Origin of the sequence: Rhabdaerophilum calidifontis, assembly GCF_008641065.1 — a bacterium.
In the GTDB taxonomy this organism is placed as follows: Bacteria; Pseudomonadota; Alphaproteobacteria; order Rhizobiales; family Beijerinckiaceae; genus Rhabdaerophilum; species Rhabdaerophilum calidifontis.
Map to the genome: position 1 here is coordinate 39,689 of NZ_VTRS01000002.1, position 21,200 is coordinate 60,888.

General features: G+C 68.4%; 20 protein-coding genes and 1 pseudogene. 11 read left to right on the forward strand and 10 right to left on the reverse strand.

Annotated features, from left to right (window positions below; genetic code table 11):
- The 3 genes from FWJ24_RS04890 to FWJ24_RS04900 are packed head-to-tail and all read right to left on the reverse strand — an operon-like array spanning position 1 to position 3,046.
- Complete coding sequence (locus tag FWJ24_RS04890) at positions 1–1,227, reverse strand: metal ABC transporter permease (protein WP_246155547.1); 1,227 nt, start codon at positions 1,225–1,227, stop codon at positions 1–3.
- The gene (locus tag FWJ24_RS04895) at positions 1,203–2,069 is read right to left on the reverse strand and encodes a metal ABC transporter ATP-binding protein (protein WP_150286697.1); all 867 of its coding nucleotides are present in this window, start codon (positions 2,067–2,069) and stop codon (positions 1,203–1,205) included. Before FWJ24_RS04895 ends, FWJ24_RS04890 begins: the two co-directional genes overlap by 25 nt.
- An 11-nt stretch (positions 2,070–2,080) precedes the next feature.
- On the reverse strand, positions 2,081–3,046 hold the full coding sequence (locus FWJ24_RS04900) for a metal ABC transporter solute-binding protein, Zn/Mn family (RefSeq protein ID WP_246155548.1): 966 nt from the start codon (positions 3,044–3,046) through the stop codon (positions 2,081–2,083).
- A gap of 272 nt (positions 3,047–3,318) precedes the next feature.
- On the opposite strand from FWJ24_RS04900, the gene FWJ24_RS04905 reads away from it, so the two are divergent.
- Positions 3,319–4,671, forward strand: coding sequence for a glutamate--tRNA ligase (locus FWJ24_RS04905; RefSeq protein ID WP_150286699.1), 1,353 nt, complete (start codon positions 3,319–3,321; stop codon positions 4,669–4,671).
- On the opposite strand, the gene FWJ24_RS04910 is transcribed toward FWJ24_RS04905, so the two are convergent.
- The 3 genes from FWJ24_RS04910 to FWJ24_RS04920 form a co-directional block, all read right to left on the reverse strand.
- Entirely contained in the window at positions 4,601–5,785 is a 1,185-nt protein-coding gene (locus FWJ24_RS04910) for a DUF2865 domain-containing protein (protein ID WP_150286700.1), read from the reverse strand. The two genes, FWJ24_RS04905 and FWJ24_RS04910, sit on opposite strands and share 71 nt — an antisense overlap.
- A gap of 259 nt (positions 5,786–6,044) precedes the next feature.
- Complete coding sequence (locus FWJ24_RS04915; protein ID WP_150286701.1) at positions 6,045–6,554, reverse strand: MarR family winged helix-turn-helix transcriptional regulator; 510 nt, start codon at positions 6,552–6,554, stop codon at positions 6,045–6,047.
- 129 nt (positions 6,555–6,683) lie between these two features.
- Entirely contained in the window at positions 6,684–7,775 is a 1,092-nt protein-coding gene (locus FWJ24_RS04920; protein WP_150286702.1) for a TRAP transporter substrate-binding protein, read from the reverse strand.
- Positions 7,776–7,957: 182 nt separating this feature from the next.
- Between FWJ24_RS04920 and FWJ24_RS04925 the strand changes: the two genes are divergently transcribed.
- The 6 genes from FWJ24_RS04925 (at position 7,958) to FWJ24_RS04950 (ending at position 12,744) form a co-directional block, all read left to right on the forward strand.
- Positions 7,958–8,971 carry a fumarylacetoacetate hydrolase family protein gene (locus tag FWJ24_RS04925; RefSeq protein ID WP_150286703.1) on the forward strand — a complete coding sequence of 338 codons (1,014 nt, stop codon included), beginning with the start codon at positions 7,958–7,960 and terminating at the stop codon, positions 8,969–8,971.
- A 7-nt stretch (positions 8,972–8,978) separates the two neighbouring features.
- Positions 8,979–9,935 carry an MBL fold metallo-hydrolase gene (locus FWJ24_RS04930; RefSeq protein WP_150286704.1) on the forward strand — a complete coding sequence of 319 codons (957 nt, stop codon included), beginning with the start codon at positions 8,979–8,981 and terminating at the stop codon, positions 9,933–9,935.
- A 46-nt stretch (positions 9,936–9,981) separates the two neighbouring features.
- Complete coding sequence (locus tag FWJ24_RS04935; RefSeq protein ID WP_150286705.1) at positions 9,982–11,595, forward strand: FAD-dependent oxidoreductase; 1,614 nt, start codon at positions 9,982–9,984, stop codon at positions 11,593–11,595.
- An 11-nt stretch (positions 11,596–11,606) separates the two neighbouring features.
- Positions 11,607–11,834, forward strand: a complete 228-nt coding sequence (locus FWJ24_RS04940; RefSeq protein ID WP_150286706.1) for a DUF2783 domain-containing protein — start codon at positions 11,607–11,609, stop codon at positions 11,832–11,834.
- Positions 11,831–12,127 (forward strand): hypothetical protein, encoded by a 297-nt coding sequence (locus FWJ24_RS04945; RefSeq protein ID WP_150286707.1) that lies wholly within the window; start codon positions 11,831–11,833, stop codon positions 12,125–12,127. Before FWJ24_RS04940 ends, FWJ24_RS04945 begins: the two co-directional genes overlap by 4 nt.
- Positions 12,128–12,228: 101 nt before the next feature.
- Positions 12,229–12,744 (forward strand): CreA family protein, encoded by a 516-nt coding sequence (locus tag FWJ24_RS04950; RefSeq protein WP_150286708.1) that lies wholly within the window; start codon positions 12,229–12,231, stop codon positions 12,742–12,744.
- 36 nt (positions 12,745–12,780) lie between these two features.
- On the opposite strand, the gene FWJ24_RS04955 is transcribed toward FWJ24_RS04950, so the two are convergent.
- Complete coding sequence (locus FWJ24_RS04955) at positions 12,781–13,101, reverse strand: hypothetical protein (protein WP_150286709.1); 321 nt, start codon at positions 13,099–13,101, stop codon at positions 12,781–12,783.
- 362 nt (positions 13,102–13,463) lie between these two features.
- On the opposite strand from FWJ24_RS04955, the gene cysS reads away from it, so the two are divergent.
- Positions 13,464–14,939, forward strand: coding sequence for a cysteine--tRNA ligase (gene cysS, locus FWJ24_RS04960; RefSeq protein ID WP_150286710.1), 1,476 nt, complete (start codon positions 13,464–13,466; stop codon positions 14,937–14,939).
- The gene (gene cimA, locus FWJ24_RS04965; protein WP_150286711.1) at positions 14,936–16,549 is read left to right on the forward strand and encodes a citramalate synthase; all 1,614 of its coding nucleotides are present in this window, start codon (positions 14,936–14,938) and stop codon (positions 16,547–16,549) included. Before cysS ends, cimA begins: the two co-directional genes overlap by 4 nt.
- 67 nt (positions 16,550–16,616) lie before the next feature.
- On the opposite strand, the gene FWJ24_RS04970 is transcribed toward cimA, so the two are convergent.
- Together FWJ24_RS04970 and FWJ24_RS04975 are read right to left on the reverse strand one after the other, a co-directional pair.
- The gene (locus FWJ24_RS04970) at positions 16,617–17,012 is read right to left on the reverse strand and encodes a hypothetical protein (protein WP_150286712.1); all 396 of its coding nucleotides are present in this window, start codon (positions 17,010–17,012) and stop codon (positions 16,617–16,619) included.
- A gap of 115 nt (positions 17,013–17,127) precedes the next feature.
- Positions 17,128–17,709 (reverse strand): LOG family protein, encoded by a 582-nt coding sequence (locus FWJ24_RS04975; protein ID WP_150286713.1) that lies wholly within the window; start codon positions 17,707–17,709, stop codon positions 17,128–17,130.
- 278 nt (positions 17,710–17,987) lie between these two features.
- Between FWJ24_RS04975 and FWJ24_RS04980 the strand changes: the two genes are divergently transcribed.
- A complete protein-coding gene (locus tag FWJ24_RS04980; RefSeq protein WP_150286714.1) occupies positions 17,988–19,880 on the forward strand; it encodes an ABCB family ABC transporter ATP-binding protein/permease in 1,893 nt (630 codons plus the stop codon).
- A gap of 48 nt (positions 19,881–19,928) precedes the next feature.
- Here the strand turns inward: FWJ24_RS04980 and FWJ24_RS04985 are convergent, their stop codons facing one another.
- Positions 19,929–20,180, reverse strand: coding sequence for a hypothetical protein (locus tag FWJ24_RS04985; protein WP_150286715.1), 252 nt, complete (start codon positions 20,178–20,180; stop codon positions 19,929–19,931).
- Between the two features lie 306 nt (positions 20,181–20,486).
- On the opposite strand from FWJ24_RS04985, the pseudogene FWJ24_RS04990 reads away from it, so the two are divergent.
- Positions 20,487–21,200 (forward strand): annotated as a pseudogene (locus tag FWJ24_RS04990) (phosphatidylserine decarboxylase); the annotation flags it as partial.

The following is a 21,200-nucleotide window of genomic DNA, read 5'->3' on the forward strand; positions in this document are numbered from 1 at the left end:
TCACACGCTTCTCGGCACGCCGAGGCGCTGGTCGATCACCCGGATCTCGTCCGGTGTCAGCACGGTCTCGATCGGTTCGAGGCCGACGAGGCGGCCGGCAATCGCCTCTTCGTGGTGCATCCGCCGCGCGATCTCGTAGCGCCGCGCGTCGATCAGCGCCTTCGCCGCCTGGGCGCGGCCGGCCTCGGTGACGACGCCGTCGGCGCGGATCAGTCCGGCGCGGCGCAGGATGCGCAAGGTCAGCGGCTCGATCACCGGCTCGCCATGCGCCAGCGCCAGCAGGCCCTGGCGGCGATGCACCGCGATCTGGAAGCGGCGATGGCGCAGCGCGCGGGCGAGAATGCCGCGCGCCGGCGCCATCAGCAGCGAGATGACGAATAGGGCAAAGCAGGTCAGCACCACCATCGGCCCGGTCGGCAGCTTCGGCGCCGAGGCCGAGAGCGCCACGCCGACATAGCCCGAGAGACCGCCGATCGCTGCGGCGATGGCGGCGACATGGCCGCTGCGCTCGGTCCAGAACCGCGCCGCCACCGCCGGAATGATGAGCAGCGCCACAATGAGAACCAAACCGACGATCTTGAGCCCGATCACGGTAATGGCCATCACCAGCCCCATCATCGCAAGATCGACGGTCCGGACAGGCACCCCGGCCGTCGCCGCATAGCCGGGATCGAAGGCGACCATGGTCATCGGCCGCCGCAGTACGAGGATCGCCGCCGCGGCCAGCGCCCCGCCGAATGCGATCAGCAACGCTTCGGAATAGAGCATGCCCGCGGTCGAGCCGAGCAGGAAGCCCTGCAATCCCGCCTGTTTGCCGGTCGGCAGGTTCTGGATCACCGTCAGCAGCACGACCCCGAAGCCGAAGAACACGCTGAGCACCGCGCCGATCGCCGCGTCCTCCGCGAGGCGGGTGCGGCGGGTGATCCATTCGACCAGCACCAGCCCGAGCCCGGCCGTTGCGGCGGAGCCGAGCATCAGCCCGGCAAGGTTGCGGCCATCGCCGCCGAGCGCGGTCATCGCGATGAAGGCGAGGCAGATGCCGGGCAGGGTCGCGTGCGACACCGCGTCGCTGACCAGCGCGCGCTTGCGCAGCACGAGAAAGGTGCCGGTGGCGCCGGCCGAGGCGCCGAGCACCGCGGCGCCGATGGCGACCAGCGCGGCGTTGTAGCCGTTCCGGAGCAGCAGGGCGTCGATCAGCGCGGTCATGAGCGGAGGGGGGCCGGGCAAGGCGCATCCGGGCGCGGAACATCGCCGAGACCGAGATCCCGGATCTGCGCCGCCAGGAGGCGGCCGCCATAGGTTGCCTGCAGATTGGCGGCGGTGAAGGTCGTCGCCACCGGCCCTTCCGCGATGCGGCTGACATTGATCATGAACACATGGTCGAAATAGGCGGAGACCGTGCTGAGATCGTGATGGACGCAGACGATCGTCCGCCCCGCGTCGCGCAGTGCCGTCAGCACGCCGATGATCGCCGCTTCCGTGGCGGCGTCGACGCCCGCGAAAGGCTCGTCGAGCAGATAGAGATCGGCATCCTGCGCCAGCGCCCGCGCAAGGAAGACGCGTTGCTGCTGCCCCCCGGACAATTGCCCGATCTGCCGCCCGGCGAAGGCGGCCATGTGGACCCGTTCCAGGCAATCGCGCACGCGCTCGCGATCACGCGGGCGCATCCAGCCGAGCAGTCCGAGTTCGCGATAAAGCCCCATCGCCACCACATCCTGCACCCGTGCCGGGAAATCCCAGTCCACCGAGGCGCGCTGCGGCACATAGGCGATGCGCCGGCCCATCTCGCCGATCGGCCGGCCGAAGACCGTGACCGTGCCGGACAACGCCGGCACGATCCCGAGCGCCGCCTTGAGCAGCGTCGATTTCCCGGCGCCGTTCGGGCCGATGATCGCCGTCATGCTGCCGGGGGTGATGCTCATATCGACGGAGAACACCGCCGGCTTCTCGCCATAGGCGATCGTCATGCCGCGGATCGCGAGCGGCCCGGGGGCGGTTTCGGCATCAGGCGCTGCGCTTCGGGTGATCCCATCCGAGGCCGCGAGGGTCGGAGCCTGCCGTGCTGCCATGATCCCGCTCCCTATTTCGCTGCCAGCCTCTGCGTCATGCCCCGGGCTGGCGCCTCGCCGCCCAGCGCACGGGCGATCACCGTCACGTTGTGGTCGATCATGCCGATATACGTGCCTTCATAGGTCCCGGTCTCGCCCATCGCGTCGGAGAACAATTCGCCGCCGATGGCCACGGTGTGCCCGCGCGCGGCTGCGCCCTCGATCAGCGCCCGGACATTGCGGTCGGAGACGGAGGATTCGATGAAGATCGCGCCGATCTTCCGCGCCACCAGCAGGTCCACCAGTTCGCGGATTCGCGTGAGCCCGGCTTCGCTCTCGGTCGAGATGCCTTGGATACCCTCGACCTGGAAGCCATAGGCGGCGCCGAAATAATTGAACGCGTCATGCGCGGTGACCAGCACCCGCCGCGCCTCCGGCACCGAGCCGAGGACCATCCGCGAATAGGTTGCGAGCGCGGCGATCATCTGGAGATGCGCCGCGGCATTGGCCTCGAATGCCGCGCGCGCCGCTGGCCGCGCCGCGATCATCGCGTCGCGCACCGCCGCCGCCACCTCCGCCCAGAGATCGGGGTTCATCCAGACATGCGGGTCGAACTTGTCCTTGTATTCGTCATGCGCGATGAGCCGCGCCGGTGCGATCCGCTCCGCCACCGCGACCACCCGCCGCCGCTTGGCAAGATCACGGAAGAAGTCCTCCATCTGCGCCTCGAGATAGAGCCCGTGCCAGAGCACGAGATCGGCGCGGGCCATGGCCGCGATATCGCTGCGCGTCTGCCGATAGGCATGCGGATCGACGCCCGGCCCCATCAGTGCCCTGACCTCGACCGCCTCGCCGCCGACCTGGCGCGCCGCATCGGCGATCATGCCGGTGGTCGCGACCACGGTGAGCTTCGCCGTCTGCGCGCGGGCCGAAGGGGCCGAGAGCGCGGCGGGCAGGGCCAGCCCGGCGGCGAGTAGGGAACGTCGGGTGACGGGCACGGAATCCTCCTGGTTGATCCTTTTCATGCTTATGCAAATCATTTGCATCTGTCAATCGAGTTCGGAACAATTGGCAGGAAGAGCGCGGCGCGGGGCGATCCGGGACGAGAGCCCGGATGAGAGGCCAGACGCGAGCGGCGGGGGCGGCAATGCCCGCGGCGGGCGGGCAGATTCGGCGCGCCGGAAAGCGGCAGCCGGCGGCCTGGCTGCGCGAAAAGCCTTGCCCCGGCGGATATTCGGTGTGAAGAGGGGCGAAAGCTCGAATCCCTGCCATGCCCCCCGTTTATCGTTTCGCGCCTTCGCCCACGGGCCTCATCCATATCGGCAATGCGCGCACCGCGCTCTGGAACGCGCTGCTGGCGCGGCAGCGCGGCGGAACCTTCATCCTGCGGTTCGACGATACCGATCGCGAGCGCTCACGGGCCGAATATGCCGAGGCGATCTGCGCCGATCTCGCCTGGCTCGGCATTGCGCCGGACCGGATCGAGCGCCAATCCGCGCGGGTGGCGCGCTATGCCGAGGTTCTGGCCTCCCTGCGGGCAGCCGGCCGGGTCTATCCGGCCTATGAGACGGCCGAGGAATTGGAGCGCAAGCGCCGGCGCCAGCAGGCGCGGGGCCAGCCGCCGGTCTATGACCGGGCGGCGCTCGCGCTCTCCGAATCCGCGCGCGCGGCGCTGGAGGCCGAGGGGCGGCGCCCGCATTGGCGCTTCCGCCTCTCGGGCCTGACGGTCCGCTGGCAGGACCGCGTGCGCGGCGAATGCCATATCGAGACTGGCGCGCTTTCCGATCCGGTTCTGGTGCGGGAAGACGGCACGGTGCTCTACACCTTCGCCTCGGTCGTCGACGATATCGACATGGGCGTGACGGATATCCTGCGTGGCGAGGATCACGTCGCCAACACCGCCGTGCAGATCGAATTGTTCGCAGCGCTCGGTGCCGCGCCGCCGCGTTTCGCGCATCACAACCTGATCGCGGCGGCGGATGGCAGCGAGATGTCGAAGCGCACCGGCGCGCTTTCGCTGCAATCCTTCCGCGAGACCGGCGCCGATCCGCTTGCGGTGGCGATCGTCGCCACCCTCACCGGCACGTCCGAGCCGGTGCGCCCGCTCGCCGGGCTCGACGCGCTGGCCGAGCTGCTCGACGAGGCGAAATTCTCGCGCGCACTGACCAAGTTCGACCCGGCGGAGATTCGTGATCTGTCGGCGCGGCTGCTTCATGCCCGGCCCTTCACCGACCTGGCCGGCGATCTCGCCGCGCTCGGCATCGCGGGGCCGCTGGCGGAGCCGTTCTGGGCGGCGATCCACGGCAATGTCACCCGACTCGCCGAGGCACGGGAATGGTGGGAGATCCTGACCGGCAACCAGCATTTCGGGGCGGGCGACGAGGACACGGATTTCCTTGCCGCGGCGGCGGATTGCCTGCCGGAGGCGCCCTTCGATTCCGGAACCTGGCCGGCCTGGACGCAGGCGCTTCAGGCCCGCACCGGCCGCAAGGGGCGGGCGCTGTTCATGCCGCTGCGCCTGGCGCTGACCGGGCGCGAGCATGGCCCCGAACTCAGGGCCGTGCTTCCCCTCTTAGGTCGATCGCGCGTTCTTTCCCGGTTAGCTCCGGCGCCACGTTCCTGACCTGCCGGCGCGTGCCGTCGGCGCCGATTTTCTGCTCGCGGACGCCGCCCTGCCCGGAGACGATCCGCTGGTTGACGACGCGCGGGCCGATGCCCGAGGAGGCGGTGCCGCCGGTCGGCAGGGCGCTCTCGGGCAGGCTCGGCGGCGGCTCCTCAGCGGTTTTGGATTCTGCGGTTTTGGATTCTGCGGTTTTGGATTCGGCGGGTTTGGCTTCAGCGGGCGCGGGAGCGATCGCGCCCTTGCGATCACGTGGCGTCCGGCGCTCGGCGGCGGCCTGCAGGCCCTTCGGCCGTGACATTGCCGCCGCCTGCTCCTGCGTCACGACGATATCGCCCTTGCGCGCCTCGACCAGATCCTCGGTTCCGGCGAGGGCGCTGGCCCAGGTCTGGCCCGGCTGCTTGCAGAAGCAGGCCGGATCGTGAGCGCTCTGGTATTTCTTGGCGGTGGGAAGCGACATGTAGGGTGTGCCGTCCCGTGTCGCCGCGCGTTCGACATCGCCGCCGAGCGGCATGTAGAAGACCTGCGTCTCGGCGCCGGGGCAGAGCGAGGCGCAGACCTGTGCATATTCGTCGCGCGCGCCGATCCCCTCGAAATTGACCGGGAAGAAGAAGCCGTCGCAGGTGCGCACGCAGATCGCGAGCCGCCCGCCGAGGCGCTCGCGCGGGCGTTCCTCATCGAGATCGATGTCGCGGCCGTCGCGCGGCGGGGCATCGCCGAACAGCCGATCGAACAGGCCCGGATCGCTGGGCGCCGCGTAGATCACGCCGCGCTGTTCGGGGCGTCCGTTGCAGCCGTAGCGGTCGAGCGCGGCGAGGAGCTGGGCGCGGCGGCTCCCGCCGCCCTCCATCTGGCCGATCTGCGCGGCGAGTTGCGCCGCCTGCGCCCGCAGCGGCGCGCAGACCGGAGGCGGATTGTTGAAGAACAGGAATCCGCGCCGCTCGCAATCGTTCTGCTGGATCGCGTAGCGGACGCGCGCAAGCTCGGTGCGCAGCCGCTGCGAATCGCGCGTGACACCGCCGCCGAGGCCGGCGAGTTCGGCGCGGATCTGGGTGCAGGCGGGGGATTGCGCGATCGCCTGTCCGGCCTGGAGCAGCAAGGCCAGCAGGACGCCCAACCGCGCCGCCGCGCCACCCCGCCGGCTGGCCGCCACCGCGGGGGAAGGCCGGGCCGGGTCTCGCGTTGGGGTCGGAACCAAGGAGGAGGTCGGAACCAAGGAGCCACCGCGCGCTGGAACCGGAACCGGAGCCGGATCGGACGAATCGTCGAAGTGAGACAACCCTCTCTATGCGCGCGGATTATGATGCGGGCAAGGCGCCGGGGCCGGATTCGCGGCGTTTCGGCGGCGGGACGCGGCGGTTCCGGGGCGCCGGTGCTCAGCGCGCCGCGTCGCCATCGCGCCATGCCGCCCCGTCGACCTCGGCGAGCAGCCGGTCGATGAGGCTTTCGAGCTGGGCGCGCTCGCCGGCATCGAGGCCGGCGCAGATACGCTCGGAAAAGGCCCGCGCCATGGGCACGATCTCGAAATAGACCTGCCGGCCGGGCTCCGTCAGCGCGAGGAAGGCCTCGCGCAGATCGGCGCGGTTGGCGCGGCGCTGCACGAACGTGCGCCGTTCGAGCGCGGCGACGGCGCGGCTCACGGTGGTCTTGTGCATGCGGCTGTGGCGGCCGACATCGCGCGCCGTGATCACCCCGAACTGGCCGAGGGTCGCAAGCACGCGCCATTCCGGGATCGAGATCCCGAAGCGCTCGCCATAGCTCCGCGCCAGCGTGTGGCTGACCTCGGCGGCGAGCACGTTGAGGCGGTAGGGCAGGAAGCTCTCGAGCCGCAACGGCTCGATGGCCTCCGCGGCCTCCGGCGCGGTTCCGCGCGGTGTTGTCTTCATATTGCCATGCATGAGATTGGATGAAACCATTGTTCAGACGAGATTATCTGGCGGGAACAGGAATTTGTCCAGCAGTAAGATGCATGCCGGGTTGCCTGTCGCAAGAAGAGGAAGGGAGATGGCCGGGGATCAGCTGCGCACGCGGGTCCGGATCATCAGCGAATCATAGGCATATTCGCCGATCTGCCACCAGGAATATTGCTCGCCGAGATAATCGTTCAGGGAATCGAGCGCGCGCTTGAATTGCGGGTTCTGCGCCGCGATCTCGGCATAATAGGCTTTCGCCGCCTCGTAGGCCGCCTCCATCACCTGCGGCGGGAAGCCGCGCAATTCGGTGCCGCGGCCGATCAGCCGCTTGAGGGCGGGGGCGTTCACCGCATCGTATTTGGCGAGCATCCAGTTATTGGCGGCCTCGGCGGCCTGTCGCAGAACGGCCTGGTAATGCTTGGGCAGCCGGTTCCATTGCTCGAGATTGACGCAGGCATGGAGCATCGCCCCGCCTTCCCAGAAGCCGGGAAAGTAATAATACTTGGCGACCTTGGCGAAGCCGAGCTTCTCGTCGTCATAGGGGCCGACGAATTCCACCGCGTCGATCGTGCCGCGCTCAAGCGCCGGGTAGATGTCGGCCGGCGCGATCTGCTGCGGCACCACGCCGAGCCGCGCGAGGATATTGCCGCCGGTGCCGCCGATGCGGAATTTGAGACCCTGGAGGTCGTCGAGCGATTTCAGCTCCTTGCGGAACCAGCCGCCCATCTGTGTGCCGGAATTGCCTGCCGCGAAGGAGATGATGTTGAACTTCGCCAGCGTCTCGTTGACGATTTCGGCGCCACCGCCGAAATGCCACCAGGAATGCTGTAGCCGCGCATTGGGGCCGAAGGGCAGCCCGGTGCCGAAGCCGAGCACGGGATCCTTGCCGATGTAGAAATAGGTCGGCGTGTGGCAGCATTCGAGCGCGCCGGACGAGACGGCGTCGAGCGCCTGGAGACCCGGCACGATCTCGCCCGCCGCGAAGGCCTGAATCTGGAAGCGGTTGTCGGTTGCCTCGGCGACGTATTTCGCGAAGACCTGCGCGGTGCCGAAGATCGTATCGAGCGATTTCGGGAAGGAGGAGGTCATCCGCCACTTCACATCCGGCGTGCCCTGCGCGAGCGCCGGCCGCGCGAGCCCGGTTGCCGCCGTGCCCGCGCCCAACCCTGACAGCAACAAGTCGCGCCGACGCATCGTCCCGATCTCCTATCCTGCGCAGATGGTTCCGCGCGAAACTTTTTCCTTGTCTCGCCCCCGCGGCCTTTGCGAGAATTGCACAACACGCGGGAAGCGTCACCCGGCTTTGCATGAAATTTGCGACAGATTGACTGCAGAACACCGGCGGCGGCAGAGCGGATGCAGGGAGAATTCTGGGCATGAAACTGGCTTCGCTCAAAGCGGGGCGCGATGGCCGCCTCGTCGTCGTCTCGCGGGATCTGACCCGGGCGACCGACGCGCAGGCCATCGCCCCGACGCTTCAGGCCGCACTCGACGATTGGGAGCGCGTTGCCGGGCCGCTCGCCGATCTTGCCGAGAGCCTGGCGCATGGCGCGGCGCCGAGCTTCCGCTTCCACGAGCATGAATGCGCCGCGCCGCTGCCGCGCGCTTTTCAGTGGCTCGATGGCTCGGCCTATGTGAACCATGTCGAACTGGTGCGGAAGGCGCGCGGCGCGGAGCTGCCTTCGCGCTTCCGGACCGATCCGCTGATGTATCAGGGCACGTCGGATTCCAATCTCGGCCCGCGCGATCCCGTTCCGGTCGCGAGCGAGGAATTCGGCATCGATTGCGAGGCGGAAATCGTCGTCGTCACCGGCGCGATGCCGCTGGGTGCCGATGCGGCGGCGGCCCGCGCCGCGATCCGGCTGGTCGGGCTCGTCAACGATGTCTCGCTGCGCAACCTGATCCCGGACGAACTCGCCAAGGGCTTCGGCTTCCTGAACTCGAAACCGCCTTCCGCCTTCTCGCCCGTCTTCGTGACCCCGGACGAACTCGGCGATGCCTGGGACGGCGGCAGGCTGCATCTGCCGCTGCTCACCGCGATCAACGGCCGGATGCTCGGCTGCCCGGAAGCCGGCGAGGAGATGACCTTCGATTTCGGCGCCCTGATCGCCCATGCCGCGCGCACGCGGCCGCTCGGTCCCGGCACGATCATCGGCTCGGGCACGGTCTCGAACCGCGATCCCGACGGCTCGCCCGGCAGGCCGGTGGCGGAGGGCGGGCGCGGCTATTCCTGCATCGCCGAGCAGCGGATGGTCGAGACCATCCGCTACGGCGCAGCGCGGACGCCGTTCCTGAAATTCGGCGATGTCGTGCGCATCGAGATGAAGGACCGCAAGGGACACACGATCTTCGGCGCGATCGAAAACCGCATCGAGCCGGCGGGCATGTGAGGGGATAATGAACGGACCGGCTTTCGCGTCGCAGGCGGATCTCGCCGAGAAGACGATCACCTTCGCCGAGATCGGCCCCGGGCTCTATGCCTTCACCGCCGAGGGCGATCCCAATACCGGCGTGGTCGTCGGCGACGAGGGCGTGCTGATCGTCGACGCGCAGGCGACCCCCGCCATGGCCGAGGCGGTGATCGCGCGCGTGCGGAGCGTGACGGACAAGCCGATCACCCATGTCGTGCTCTCGCATTACCACGCAGTGCGCGTGCTCGGCGCCTCGGCCTATCGTGATGCGAAGGCGATCCTCGCCTCGGATGCGACGCGAGACCTCATCGTCGAGCGCGGCCTCCAGGACATGGATTCCGAGATCGGCCGCTTTCCCCGGCTGTTCCGCGGCAAGGAGACGATCCCCGGCCTCACCTGGCCGACGATCACGTTCGAGCGCGAGATGTCGGTTTGGCTCGGCAGGCGCGAGGTCCGGCTCAAGCATCTCGGGCGCGGTCATACGGCCGGTGACACGATCGCCTTCGTGCCCGATGCGGGGGTGATGTTCTCGGGCGATCTCGTGGAATACCGATCCGCCTGCTATTGCGGCGACGCGCATTTCGCCGATTGGCCGGAGACGCTCAAACGGCTCGCGGCGCATGATCCGGTGGCGCTGGTGCCGGGGCGGGGTGATGCGCTGGTCGGCCGGGACAAGGTTGCCGCCGCCATCGCCGGCACGACCGACTTTCTTGAAACGCTCTACGGCACGGTGCAGCGCGCGGTTGCGGCCGGCAAGACGCTGAAGGCCGCCTTCGCCGATGTCCGCGCCGCGATGGACGGGCCGTTCGGCGCCTATGCGATCTACGAGCATTGCCTGCCCTTCAACGTCTCGCGCGCCTATGACGAGGCGCGCGGCATCGACCATCCCGTCATCTGGACCGCCGAGCGGGATCGCGAGATGTGGGCGCGGTTGCAGGGATGAGGGTGCCGGAGCCGCGGCGGAGGATCGGGCAGGGGAGTTGCCGGTCATGAATGCGCCTTATGCCGTTTTCTCCTATGTGAAATCGCCGGATCAGGCCCGCGCCGCGCCCGCGCATCATCCGGTCGTGGTGGTGGGCGCCGGGCCGGTAGGGCTTTCCCTCGCGATCGACCTCGCGCAGCGCGGGCAGCGGGTGGTGCTGCTCGACGATTCGGACCGCATCGGCGAGGGCAGCCGCGCCATCTGCTTCGCCAAGAAGACGCTCGAAATCTTCGACCGGCTCGGCATTGCCGGGCCGCTGGTGGCGGAGGGCGTGTCCTGGAGCCGGGGGCGCGTCTTCCAGGGCGAGGGCGAACTCTATGCGTTCGACCTGCTGCCGGAGGAGGGCCACAAGATGCCGGCCTTCATCAACATCCAGCAATTCGTGGTCGAGAAGGCGCTGGTGGATCGCGCGGCGGCGCTCGACAATCTCGATCTGCGCTGGAATAACCGGGTCGTCGCCCTGGATCCGGGCGGCGCGGGGGCGCGGCTGACGATCGAGACGCCCGACGGCCCCTACCGGATCGAGGCGGATTACGTCGTCGCCTGCGACGGCGCCCGCTCACCGCTGCGGGCCATGCTGGGGCTCGATTTCGCCGGCGAGGTCTTCGAGGAGCAGTTCCTGATCGCCGATGTGCGGATGCGGGCGGATTTTCCCACCGAACGCTGGTTCTGGTTCGATCCGCCCTTCCATCCCGGCGGCTCCGCCCTGCTCCATCGCCAGCCGGACGATATCTGGCGGATCGACCTGCAACTCCCCGCCACAGCCGATGCCGAGGCGGAGAAGCGGCCGGAGAATGTCCGCCCCCGGCTGCGCGCCATGCTCGGGCATGACGATTTCAGCCTCGAATGGGTGTCGATCTACCGGTTCCGCTGCCTGCGGCTCGCGGCGTTCCTGCATGGACGGGTGATCTTCGCGGGGGATGCCGCGCATCAGGTTTCGCCCTTCGGCGCGCGCGGCGCCAATTCCGGCATCCAGGACGCCGAGAACCTCGCCTGGAAGCTCGCCGCGATCCTCGACGGCGACAGCCCGGAAAGCTTGCTCTTCACCTATGACATCGAGCGCGGCCAGGCCGCGGACGAGAACATCGCCCATTCGACGCGCTCGACCGATTTCATCGCGCCGCAATCCGCGGCCGAGCGCGTGCTGCGCGACGCGGCGCTGGCGCTCGCCCGCAACCATGCCTTCGCCAAGCGCATGGTGAATTCGGGGCGGCTCTCGACCCCCTCTTCCTATCGCGAATCGCCGCTCTCGACCCCGGATGACGCGCCCTGGGCGGGTGGCCCGGCGCCCGGCGCGCCGATCCCCGATGCCCGGCTCGGCGCGGGCCATCTCTCGGAACGGCTCGGCGCGGATTTCACGCTGCTCGCCGGCGATGACGCCACCGCGCGGCTCGCTCCGCCCGGTGTGGCGGTGCTGGCGGCCGGGGAGGGCGGCGTCGGCGATCCGGCCGGCGATCTCGCGCGGCGCTTCGCGCTGGCGCCGGGCACCGCCTATCTCATCCGGCCGGACGCGCATGTCGCGGCGCGGTTCGCCGCGGCGGACAAGGCCGCGATCCGCGCCGCCCTGCGCCGTGCGCGCGGCAAGGCTGGCCTGGGGCCCTGCGATGACGGGGCGGTGTGAAGGAGGGACGGATGCGTGAGGATGCAGGCGCGGCGGCGGGCGGAGGTCTTGTGGCCGAATCGCGGCTTTCCGATCCCGACCGCGCCTTCCGCCTGCTGATCGAAGCGCGGCGCGGCCTCTCCCCCGAGGCGGCGGCGGCGCTGGATGCGCGCCTGGTGCTGCTGCTGGCGAACCATATCGGCGACGAGGCGGTTCTGCGCGAGGCGATTGCCGCCGCCCGTGCGGCCATGATCCCATGAGCGGAACTGAGTCGCGCACGCCCTATGTCGCCATGTCGCTTGTCGGGATCACCGGTCTTGTATCGGGGCTCATCGTGGCGCTTGGCGCCCTGGCCCTCCTCATCGCGAATTCTTCACGCTCGTTCTGGGAGCCGCTGATCTGGGGGACGTTTCTGTTCGAGGTCACGCTGGCGGTGGTGCCGCTGTTCCTGTTCCGCACCGGGCGAGCGCGGCTTTTCGCGCGGGCCTTCGCCATCGGCGCCGCGCCGGGCTTGCTGATCGCGCTCACGCTGGTTGTGGCGGCCTACACATAGCGCCGATCCGCGATCGCACGAGAACCGCGGCGAGAGCCGTCTTCCTTCCGTCGCTCCGGAACATTATCTCAGGGCGTATCGGATCATCGAAGAGGTCACCCATGTTTCGTGCTGCTGTTGCATCTGCGCTGCTTGCTGCGGCGGCGTTCGGGCTGGGGGCTGGCTCGGCTTCGGCCCAATCGCCGGACCTGATCTTCAAGAAATCGACCGTCTTCCGCTTCCTCACGCCGGACGACAAGCTCGCGACCTACGCGATCGACGATCCCGACATCGAGGGGGTCGCCTGCCATTACACCGTGCCCGAGAAAGGCGGCGTCGCCGGCGGTCTCGGGCTCGCCGAGGAGGTGTCCGATATCTCGCTCGCCTGCCGGCAGGTCGGGCCGGTGAAGTTCCGCGCCAAGGTCGAGCAGGGCGAGGTGATGTTCCGGCAATCGCGTTCGCTGCTCTTCAAGCGCATGCAGATCGTGCGCGGCTGCGACGTGAAGCGCAACGTGCTGGTCTATCTCGTCTATTCCGACAAGCTGATCGAGGGCAGCCCGAAGAATTCCACCTCCACCGTCCCGATCATGCCCTGGGGCGGGCAGGAGCCGGTCCAGTGCCGGGATTGGCTGAAATGAGGGCGGGTGCGACGGCGCGGCCGTCCCGGGTGCGCGTCAGTTCCGGCACGAGATCAGGAAGCTCTCGACGGGCTTGCCCTGGCTGGTTCCGGCCGAGCCGGTGATCTCGTCGCGGTCGAGCTGGCGATAGGCGCTGGCGGCCTTGAAGCCCTTGGCCTCGCACCAGGCATCGGCCACGATCCGCCCGCAATCCGAGCGGCGGGCGAGGCATTCCTGCGTGCCGTAGCCGTCCGAGCCGGCGACGATGAAGTCCTGCTGCTTGGCGCGCGCGACGGTTTCGTTCCCCGAGGCGGCGATGATGATCGCGGCCGCGACCGCGGCGACGATGGCGGCGAGAATGCTGATGCGCAGGCGCATGGCAGGCCCCTTGAAGCGACGCGGTTGAACGGAACCGCCCGATCCTCGGTTCAAAGCGTTAAGGTCTGGTTGACGGAATGCCGGTGCGGAACCGCACAGGCCGCGATGCCAGAGGCTTGCCAGCGAAAGGCGCGGCAACCCTTTCGCCCGCCTTCCGGCGGCCGGGCCGCGCGGACCGCCCGCTTGACGCGCGATTGCGGCTGAAGCAAGAAGGTTTCATGCAAAGGAACGGTCGCCCCGCGATTGCGATTGTGATTTGTGGCTAGCGCGCAACGCTCGCTGGCCCGCCTCTCGTTCACCCTCCAAGGTCAAACCCGAGAAGCGCCCCCGGCGAGCGGCGGCGCCTCGAACGGGGGTGCAGGATGACGGCGGTGAGGCTCTACAACACGCTGACGCGGCGGAAGGATACGCTCGAACCGCTCGCGCTCAACCCCGCGACCGGCAAGCCCCTGGTGCGCATGTATGTGTGCGGCCCCACGGTCTATGATTTCGCGCATATCGGCAATGCGCGGCCGGTGATCGTGTTCGACGTGCTGTTCCGCCTGCTGCGGCACGTCTACGGGCCGGAGAACGTCGTCTATACCCGCAACATCACGGATGTGGACGACAAGATCAACGCGCGCGCCGCCGAGAAATACCCGGACCTGCCGGCCAATGCCGCGATCCGCCGCCTGACCGAGGAGACCAACGCGCAGTTCCAGGCGGATGTGACGGCGCTCGGCTGCCTCGAACCCACGCATCAGCCGCGCGCGACCGAGCATATCGAGGGCATGAAGGCGCTCTGCGAGCGGCTGGTGGCCAGGGGGTTCGCCTATGTCGCGCAGGGCCATGTGCTGTTCTCGCCCGAGGCGATGAACGAACACGCCGGCAGGCTGCCGCGCTACGGCGCCCTGGCGAACCGGAGCCTCGACGAGATGATCGCCGGCGCCCGCGTCGATGTCGCGCCCTACAAGCGCGGGCCGACCGATTTCGTGCTCTGGAAGCCCTCGGGTGCGGACGAGCCGGGCTGGGAGAGCCCTTGCGGCATCGCGGGCTCCGGCCGGCCGGGCTGGCATATCGAATGCTCGGCTATGTCGATGGCCAAGCTCCTCGAACCTTTCGGCGGCGGGCTCTCCTGCGACGATCCGCTCAGGAACACGTTCGACATCCATGCCGGCGGCATCGATCTCGTCTTCCCCCATCACGAGAACGAGATCGCGCAATCCTGCTGCGCCTTCGGCACGGAGCGGATGGCGAATATCTGGATGCATAACGGGTTCCTGCAGGTCGAAGGGCAGAAGATGTCCAAGAGCCTCGGGAATTTCGTGACGATCAACGAATTGCTCGGCACGACGAAATTCGGCGGCCGCAAATGGCCCGGCGATGCCCTGCGATTCGCGATGCTGAAGACGCAGTATCGCCAGCCGATCGACTGGACCATGCGCGGCCTCGACGAGGTGGATCGCGAACTCGACGGGCTCTCGGCAGCTTGCGGGGGCACGACGGTCGCCCCTGCGCCTGTGCCGCATCCCTCCGTCATCGAGCCGCTGCTCGACGATCTCAACACGCCGGGCATGGTTGCGGCGCTGCACGGCCTGCGCAAGGCCGGCGCGGTTGCTGCCCTCGGGGAATCTCTCGCCTGGCTCGGCATTCCACCGCGCGGGCGTGCGGTGTTGCCCTCCGGGCTCGACGCGGCCGGGATCGAGCGTCGCATTGCCGCTCGCCTCGCCGCCCGCGCCGCGAAGAACTGGGCCGAGAGCGACCGGATCCGCGACGAACTTGCCGCGATGGGCATCGCGCTCAAGGACGGCAAGGACGAGGCCGGAAACCCGGTCACCACCTGGGAGGTGAAGCGATGAGCCCGTCCTCTCCCGCCCGCGAGCGCCTCTACCTGTTCGACACCACGCTGCGCGACGGGGCGCAGACCACCGGCGTCGATTTCTCCCTCGCCGACAAGGTGAGGATCGCCGGCATGCTCGACCGGCTGGGGGTCGATTTCATCGAGGGCGGCTATCCCGGCGCGAATCCGGTCGATACGCGCTTCTTCGAGAAACCGCCGGAGATGCGCGCCTGCTTCACCGCCTTCGGCATGACGAAGCGGGCCGGCATCTCGGCCGCCAACGATCCCGGCCTTGCCGCCCTGCTTCAGGCCGGGGGGCGGGCGATCTGTTTCGTCGCGAAAAGCTGGGATTTCCACGTCGAGACCGCGTTGGGCTGCACGCTCGACGAGAATCTCGACGCCATCCGCGATTCGGTGCGGGCCGCCCGCGGCGCCGGCAAGCGCGCGCTTGTCGATTGCGAGCATTTCTTCGACGGCTACAAGGCCAACCGGGCCTATGCGCTTGCCTGCGCACGCGCCGCGCACCAGGCGGGGGCGGAATGGGTGGTGCTCTGCGACACCAATGGCGGCACGCTGCCGCACGAGGTCGAGCGGATCGTCGCCGACATGCTCGCCGAAATTCCGGGCATCCGGCTCGGCATCCACGCGCATGACGATACCGGGCAGGCGGTGGCGAATTCGCTCGCCGCCGTGCGCGCCGGCGCGCGGCAGATCCAGGGCACGCTGAACGGCCTCGGCGAGCGCTGCGGCAATGCCAATCTCGTGACGCTGATCCCGACGCTGAAACTCAAGCCGGAATTTGCCGGGCGCTTCGAGACCGGCGTCAGCGATGCGGCGCTGGCCGGCCTCTCGGCGCTGTCGCGCGCCTTCGACGAACTGCTGAACCGGGTGCCGAACCGGCAGGCCCCTTATGTCGGCGCATCGGCCTTCGCCACCAAGGCCGGGATCCACGCCTCGGCGCTCATCAAGGATCCCAAGACCTACGAGCATGTCGAGCCGGAGCGGGTGGGCAACCGGCGGCAGGTTCTGGTCTCGACCCAGGCCGGGCGCTCCAACGTGCTCGCGGAGCTGGAACGGCTCGGCGTTGCCGTGGAGAAGAACGACCCGCGCCTCGCGCGCCTTCTCGAGGAGGTCAAGGAGAAGGAGGCGCAGGGCTATTCCTACGAGGGCGCGGATGCGAGCTTCTATCTTCTCGCCCAGCGCCTGCTCGGCCGCGTGCCGGAATTCTTCACGGTCGAGCGGTTCAAGGTCAATGTCGAGCGCCGCTTCAACGCGCGCGGCGATCTCGTCAGCTTCTCGGAGGCGATCGTCAAGGTGCGGGTCGGGGATCGGACGCTGATTTCGGCCGCAGAGGGCGATGGCCCGGTCAACGCGCTCGACAAGGCGCTGCGCAAGGATCTCGGCCGCTACCAGAGCCATATCCGAGGTTTGAAGCTCAGCGATTTCAAGGTCCGCATCTTCCAGGGCGGCACCGATGCCGTGACGCGGGTGCTGATCGATTCCACCGACGAAGCGGGCGAGAGCTGGACAACGGTCGGCGTGTCCTCGAACATCATCGACGCCTCGTTCCAGGCGCTGACGGATTCGATCGTCTACAAGCTGATGCGGGCGCAGGTGGCGGCCGAGTGAGGCCGCCACAGGGGCTGATGCCGGCGGCCGAGTGAGGCCGCCACGGGGGCTGATGCCGGCGGCCGGCTCAATCGACGAAGCGCACCACCTTGTCGGCGCAGAGATTGACCTCGCCCTGGTCGAAACTCGCCTCGTCCGAGAAGGCGGCGCTGACCGCGAAGACGCAGCCCGCCTTCGCCGGCAGCTTGAACGCCGCGCGCTTGCCCGGCTCCAGCGGCCGCTTCAGCCGCGCCACGGCCTTGCCGGCGGCGTTCGTCACCGCTGCCTCGACCAGCACGCCTTGGCGCCCGTTCACGAACACCACTTCGGCGGCGTTTTTCGGCGGGGTCCGCCGCTGCGCCGCACGCGGCGCCGGCGCGGCGGGTTCGGCGGCCGGGGCCTGCTGCGCCACGGCGTTGCCGGGCCCGACCGGGCCGAGCACGAGAAGCGCGCCGATCAGCGCAAGCCCGGATTTCGAAATCATGCCGCACTCCCCTGCTTTCGCATGCCCTGCGGGCGCATCGCGCCCGCCGCGCCATTCATCGCGCAGCGGCGCGGCGTGCGCAAGCGCCGGTATCGGGTGCGGATACGGGGCGGGTTCAGGCCGGCTGGCGGCTGCGCATCGCCACGGCCTGCCTCAGCATCGGCAGGACGTCCCCGACCTGCTCCGCGACGAGATAATGCACCTCAAGCCCCGGACGGATGAAGTGAAACTCGCGCATATGGGCGAGCAGCACCAGCAACGGTTTCCAGAAATTCGCGATATTGGCGAGAAGGATCGGCTTCTGGTGCTGGCCGAGCTGCGCCCAGGTCAGCTGCTCGACCAGTTCCTCGAGCGTGCCGATGCCGCCCGGCAGCGCCACGAAGGCGTCGGAGCGTTCGAACATCAGGCGCTTGCGCTCGTGCATGTCGCCGACGACGATCATCTCCTGCGCATTCTCGAGCATGAGTTCGCGCGCCTTGAGGAAGCTGGGAATGATGCCGGTGACATGCCCGCCATGCGCGATCACCGCACGCGCGACCGTGCCCATCAGCCCGTGCGAGCCGCCGCCATAGACAAGCCGGATCCCGGCCTCGGCGAGGAGGCGCCCGAAGGATTCCGCGGCCTCCCGGAACACGGGTTCGGAGCCGTTGCCGGAGCCGCAATAGACGCAGACGGAGCGAATCGATGTCGGAGCCACGCCGGGAAGATGGGCGGGCGGCCACGCCGAGGCAAGCCTGAAAACGCCGAGCCGGCTTATCGGTACCGAGGCGCCGGCGCATCCAGGTGCCGGGAATACCGTACCGTGCGGCCTAGAATGGAAATATTCCAACGAGAAGCGGGGCCGGCCCTTGCCGTGCCCGCAGGCGGATCCCTAAATGGAAGCATGGGCTCCAGCATCGCGGTGCCCGTATCCCCCGCGACTGCGCTTCCCCCGCCCCGGGCGCAGCCCGATGCCAAGGCCGAAAGACGCCATCCGTGACCGATTCCCCGCCCGCGTCCGTCCGGCGCGATGCCTCGCTCCTTACCACCCTGCGGCAGCTCTTCCCCTATTTCTGGCCGTCCGACCGGCCGGATCTCCAGCGGGTGATCGCGGGCAGCCTGGCGCTGATCCTCGTCGCCAAGGGCTTCACGATCCTGATGCCCTTCACGTTCAAATGGGCGACGGATGCACTGGTCGTGGCCTCGGGCGGCCGGGCGGATCCCGCTTCGGCCATGCCCTGGCTGATTGGCGCTCCGCTGCTCGCGGTGGCGCTCTACAGCCTTGTCCGCATCCTGATGACGGTGTTCACGCAGCTGCGCGAAGGGCTCTTCGCGCGGGTGGCGATGCATGCGGTGCGCCAGCTTGCGCTCCATACTTTCAAGCACATGCACCGGCTTTCGCTGCGCTTCCACCTCGAACGCAAGACCGGCGGCCTGACCCGCGTGCTCGAGCGCGGCCGCAACGGCATCGAGGAAATCACGCGGATGACGTTGATGACGCTCATCCCGACCATCGTCGAGTTCGTGCTGGTGATCGCGGTCTTCGCCATCGAGTTCGACTGGCGCTATGTCGTGATCGTCGTGGTGATGATCGTGCTCTATCTCTGGTTTACGATCGTCGCCACCGTCTGGCGGATGCGCATCCGCAAGGAGATGAACGAATCCGATACCGACGCCAATGCCAAGGCGGTCGATTCGCTGCTGAACTTCGAGACCGTGAAATATTTCGGCGCCGAGGCCCGCGAAACCGCGCGCTATGACCGCAGCCTCGCCATCTACGAGCGGGCGTCGATCAAGACCTATACGTCGCTGGCCGTCCTCAATACGGGGCAGGCGGTGATCTTCACCCTGGCCTTGGGGCTGTGCATGGCGCTTTCGGCGACGGATGTCGTGGCCGGGCGCAATTCCGTCGGCCATTTCGTGATGATCAACGCGCTGATGATCCAGCTTTACCAGCCGCTCAACTTCATGGGCATGGTCTATCGCGAGATCAAGCAGGCGATCGTCGATATCGAGCAGATGTTCGACATTCTCAAGCGCGAGGCCGAGGTGCGCGACGACCCCGCCGCCCGGCCGCTCGCCGTGCGCGACGGGCATATCCGCTTCGAGAATGTGAGCTTCCATTACACGCCCGAGCGGCCGATCCTGCGCGGGGTCTCGTTCGAGGTGCCGCCGGGGCGCACGGTGGCGATCGTCGGCCCTTCGGGCGCCGGAAAATCGACGATCTCGCGGCTGCTCTTCCGCTTCTACGATGTTTCCGGCGGCGCTATCACCATCGACGGGCAGGATATCCGCGCGGTGACGCAGGCGAGCCTGCGCGCGGCGATCGGCATCGTCCCGCAGGATACGGTGCTGTTCAACGACACGATCCGCTACAATATCGGCTATGGCCGCGCGGGCGCCGATCAGGAGGCCGTGGCGGAGGCGGCGGCCATGGCGCAGATCGATCCCTTCATCCGCTCCCTGCCCGAGGGCTACGAGAGCCAGGTGGGGGAGCGCGGCCTCAAGCTCTCCGGCGGGGAGAAGCAGCGCGTCGCCATCGCCCGGACGATCCTCAAGGGGCCGCCCATCCTGGTCCTCGACGAGGCGACCAGCGCCCTCGACAGCTATACCGAGAAGGAGATCCAGGACGCGCTGGAACGGGTGAGCCGCGGCCGCTCGACCCTCGTCATCGCGCACCGGCTTTCCACCGTCGTCAACGCCGACCGCATCCTCTGCCTGGACAGGGGCGTGATCGTCGAAAGCGGCACGCATGAGGAATTGCTGGCGCTGGGCGGGGTCTATGCCGGCATGTGGAACAAGCAGCGCGAGGCCGATGTCGCGCGCGAGACATTGCAGCGCGCCGAGGCCGGCGAGGCGCCGAGCCTGCGGCAGAATCTCGGGGCCTGATCATCATCTCGGGGCCTGATCCGGCGCAAACCTGCCACCCGGCGGGGCTCAGTTCCGGCTGGCGCGCGCGAGGCGCGCCTCGTCGCGCAGCCGTTCGTGGATGGCGCGCCGGGTCTCGGCATCGATGCCCTCGATCCAGTCCGGATGGTCGCTGCCGAGCGCGTCGATGCAGAACTGCACCGGATCCGGCTGTTCGAGGATGTATTTCGCCGGCAGCGGCAGGGCGCCGGCCGGACGCTGCTCGCGCAGGACACGGATGGCACCGTAACCCACGCAGGAATAGGCGAGGTTGTGGTCCATGGTGGCTCCTCCTGTCGTCGTTGCCGGGTTCGGGCCCGTTTCTGTCCGCGACCATTTCACTATACCAAAGTCGCAGGACAAAGACGAGACAAACACGCGAACGTGGAAAATCTTTGATCGGGATATGCGCCGGCGCACCGAAGGCGGCCGGGCCGCATGCAGCCGCCCCGCCGGGGCTTCCGCTTGCGGCGAGCGAATCCTGCGGGTAAGCCTGCGGCGGAAAAATGACCCGCTTCCGACGGGTCCGGCACAATCTCGTGACGGCCGCGCGCCCCCGCCGGAAAGGCGAAGGCGGCCCGTCGCGACCGCAGGGAACCCGGCATGTCGATCTTTGATTCCATCCGCAAGTTCATCGTCCCCGTACATCCGGAGGGCTATCTCTTCATCGCCATCGCCATTGCGGCGGCGATCGTGCTTGGCTGGATCCTGCCGTCGGCCGGCTGGCTGTTCTGGCTCGCGCCGCTCTTCGTCGCCTATTTCTTCCGCGATCCGCCGCGCGTCTCACCCGTGCGCGCGGGGCTGGTGCTGTCTCCGGCGGATGGCCGGATCAGCCAGATCGGGATGTTCCCGCCGCCCGCGGAGCTTGGGCTCGGCGATGCGCCGCGGCTGCGGATCTCCATCTTCCTGTCGGTCTTCGACGTCCATATCAACCGCGTGCCGGTGGCGGGGCGGATCACCAAGGTGGTCTATACCCCCGGCCTGTTCCTCAACGCCGATCTCGACAAGGCGAGCGAGGACAACGAGCGCAATGCCATCGTCATCGAGGGCAGCCATGGCCCGGTTGCGTGCATCCAGATCGCGGGGCTGATCGCGCGGCGCATCCTGTGCTTCGTCCGCGAGGGCGAGGAGGTGGGACCGGGCGCCCGCTTCGGGCTGATCCGCTTCGGCAGCCGCACCGATATCTACCTGCCCGAGGGGGCGCGGCCGCTCGTGGCCGAGGGGCAGCGGGCCGTTGGCGGCGAGACCGTTCTGTGCGACCTTGCCGCGGCGGAACCGCAGCGGAATTTCCGCGTTTCCTGA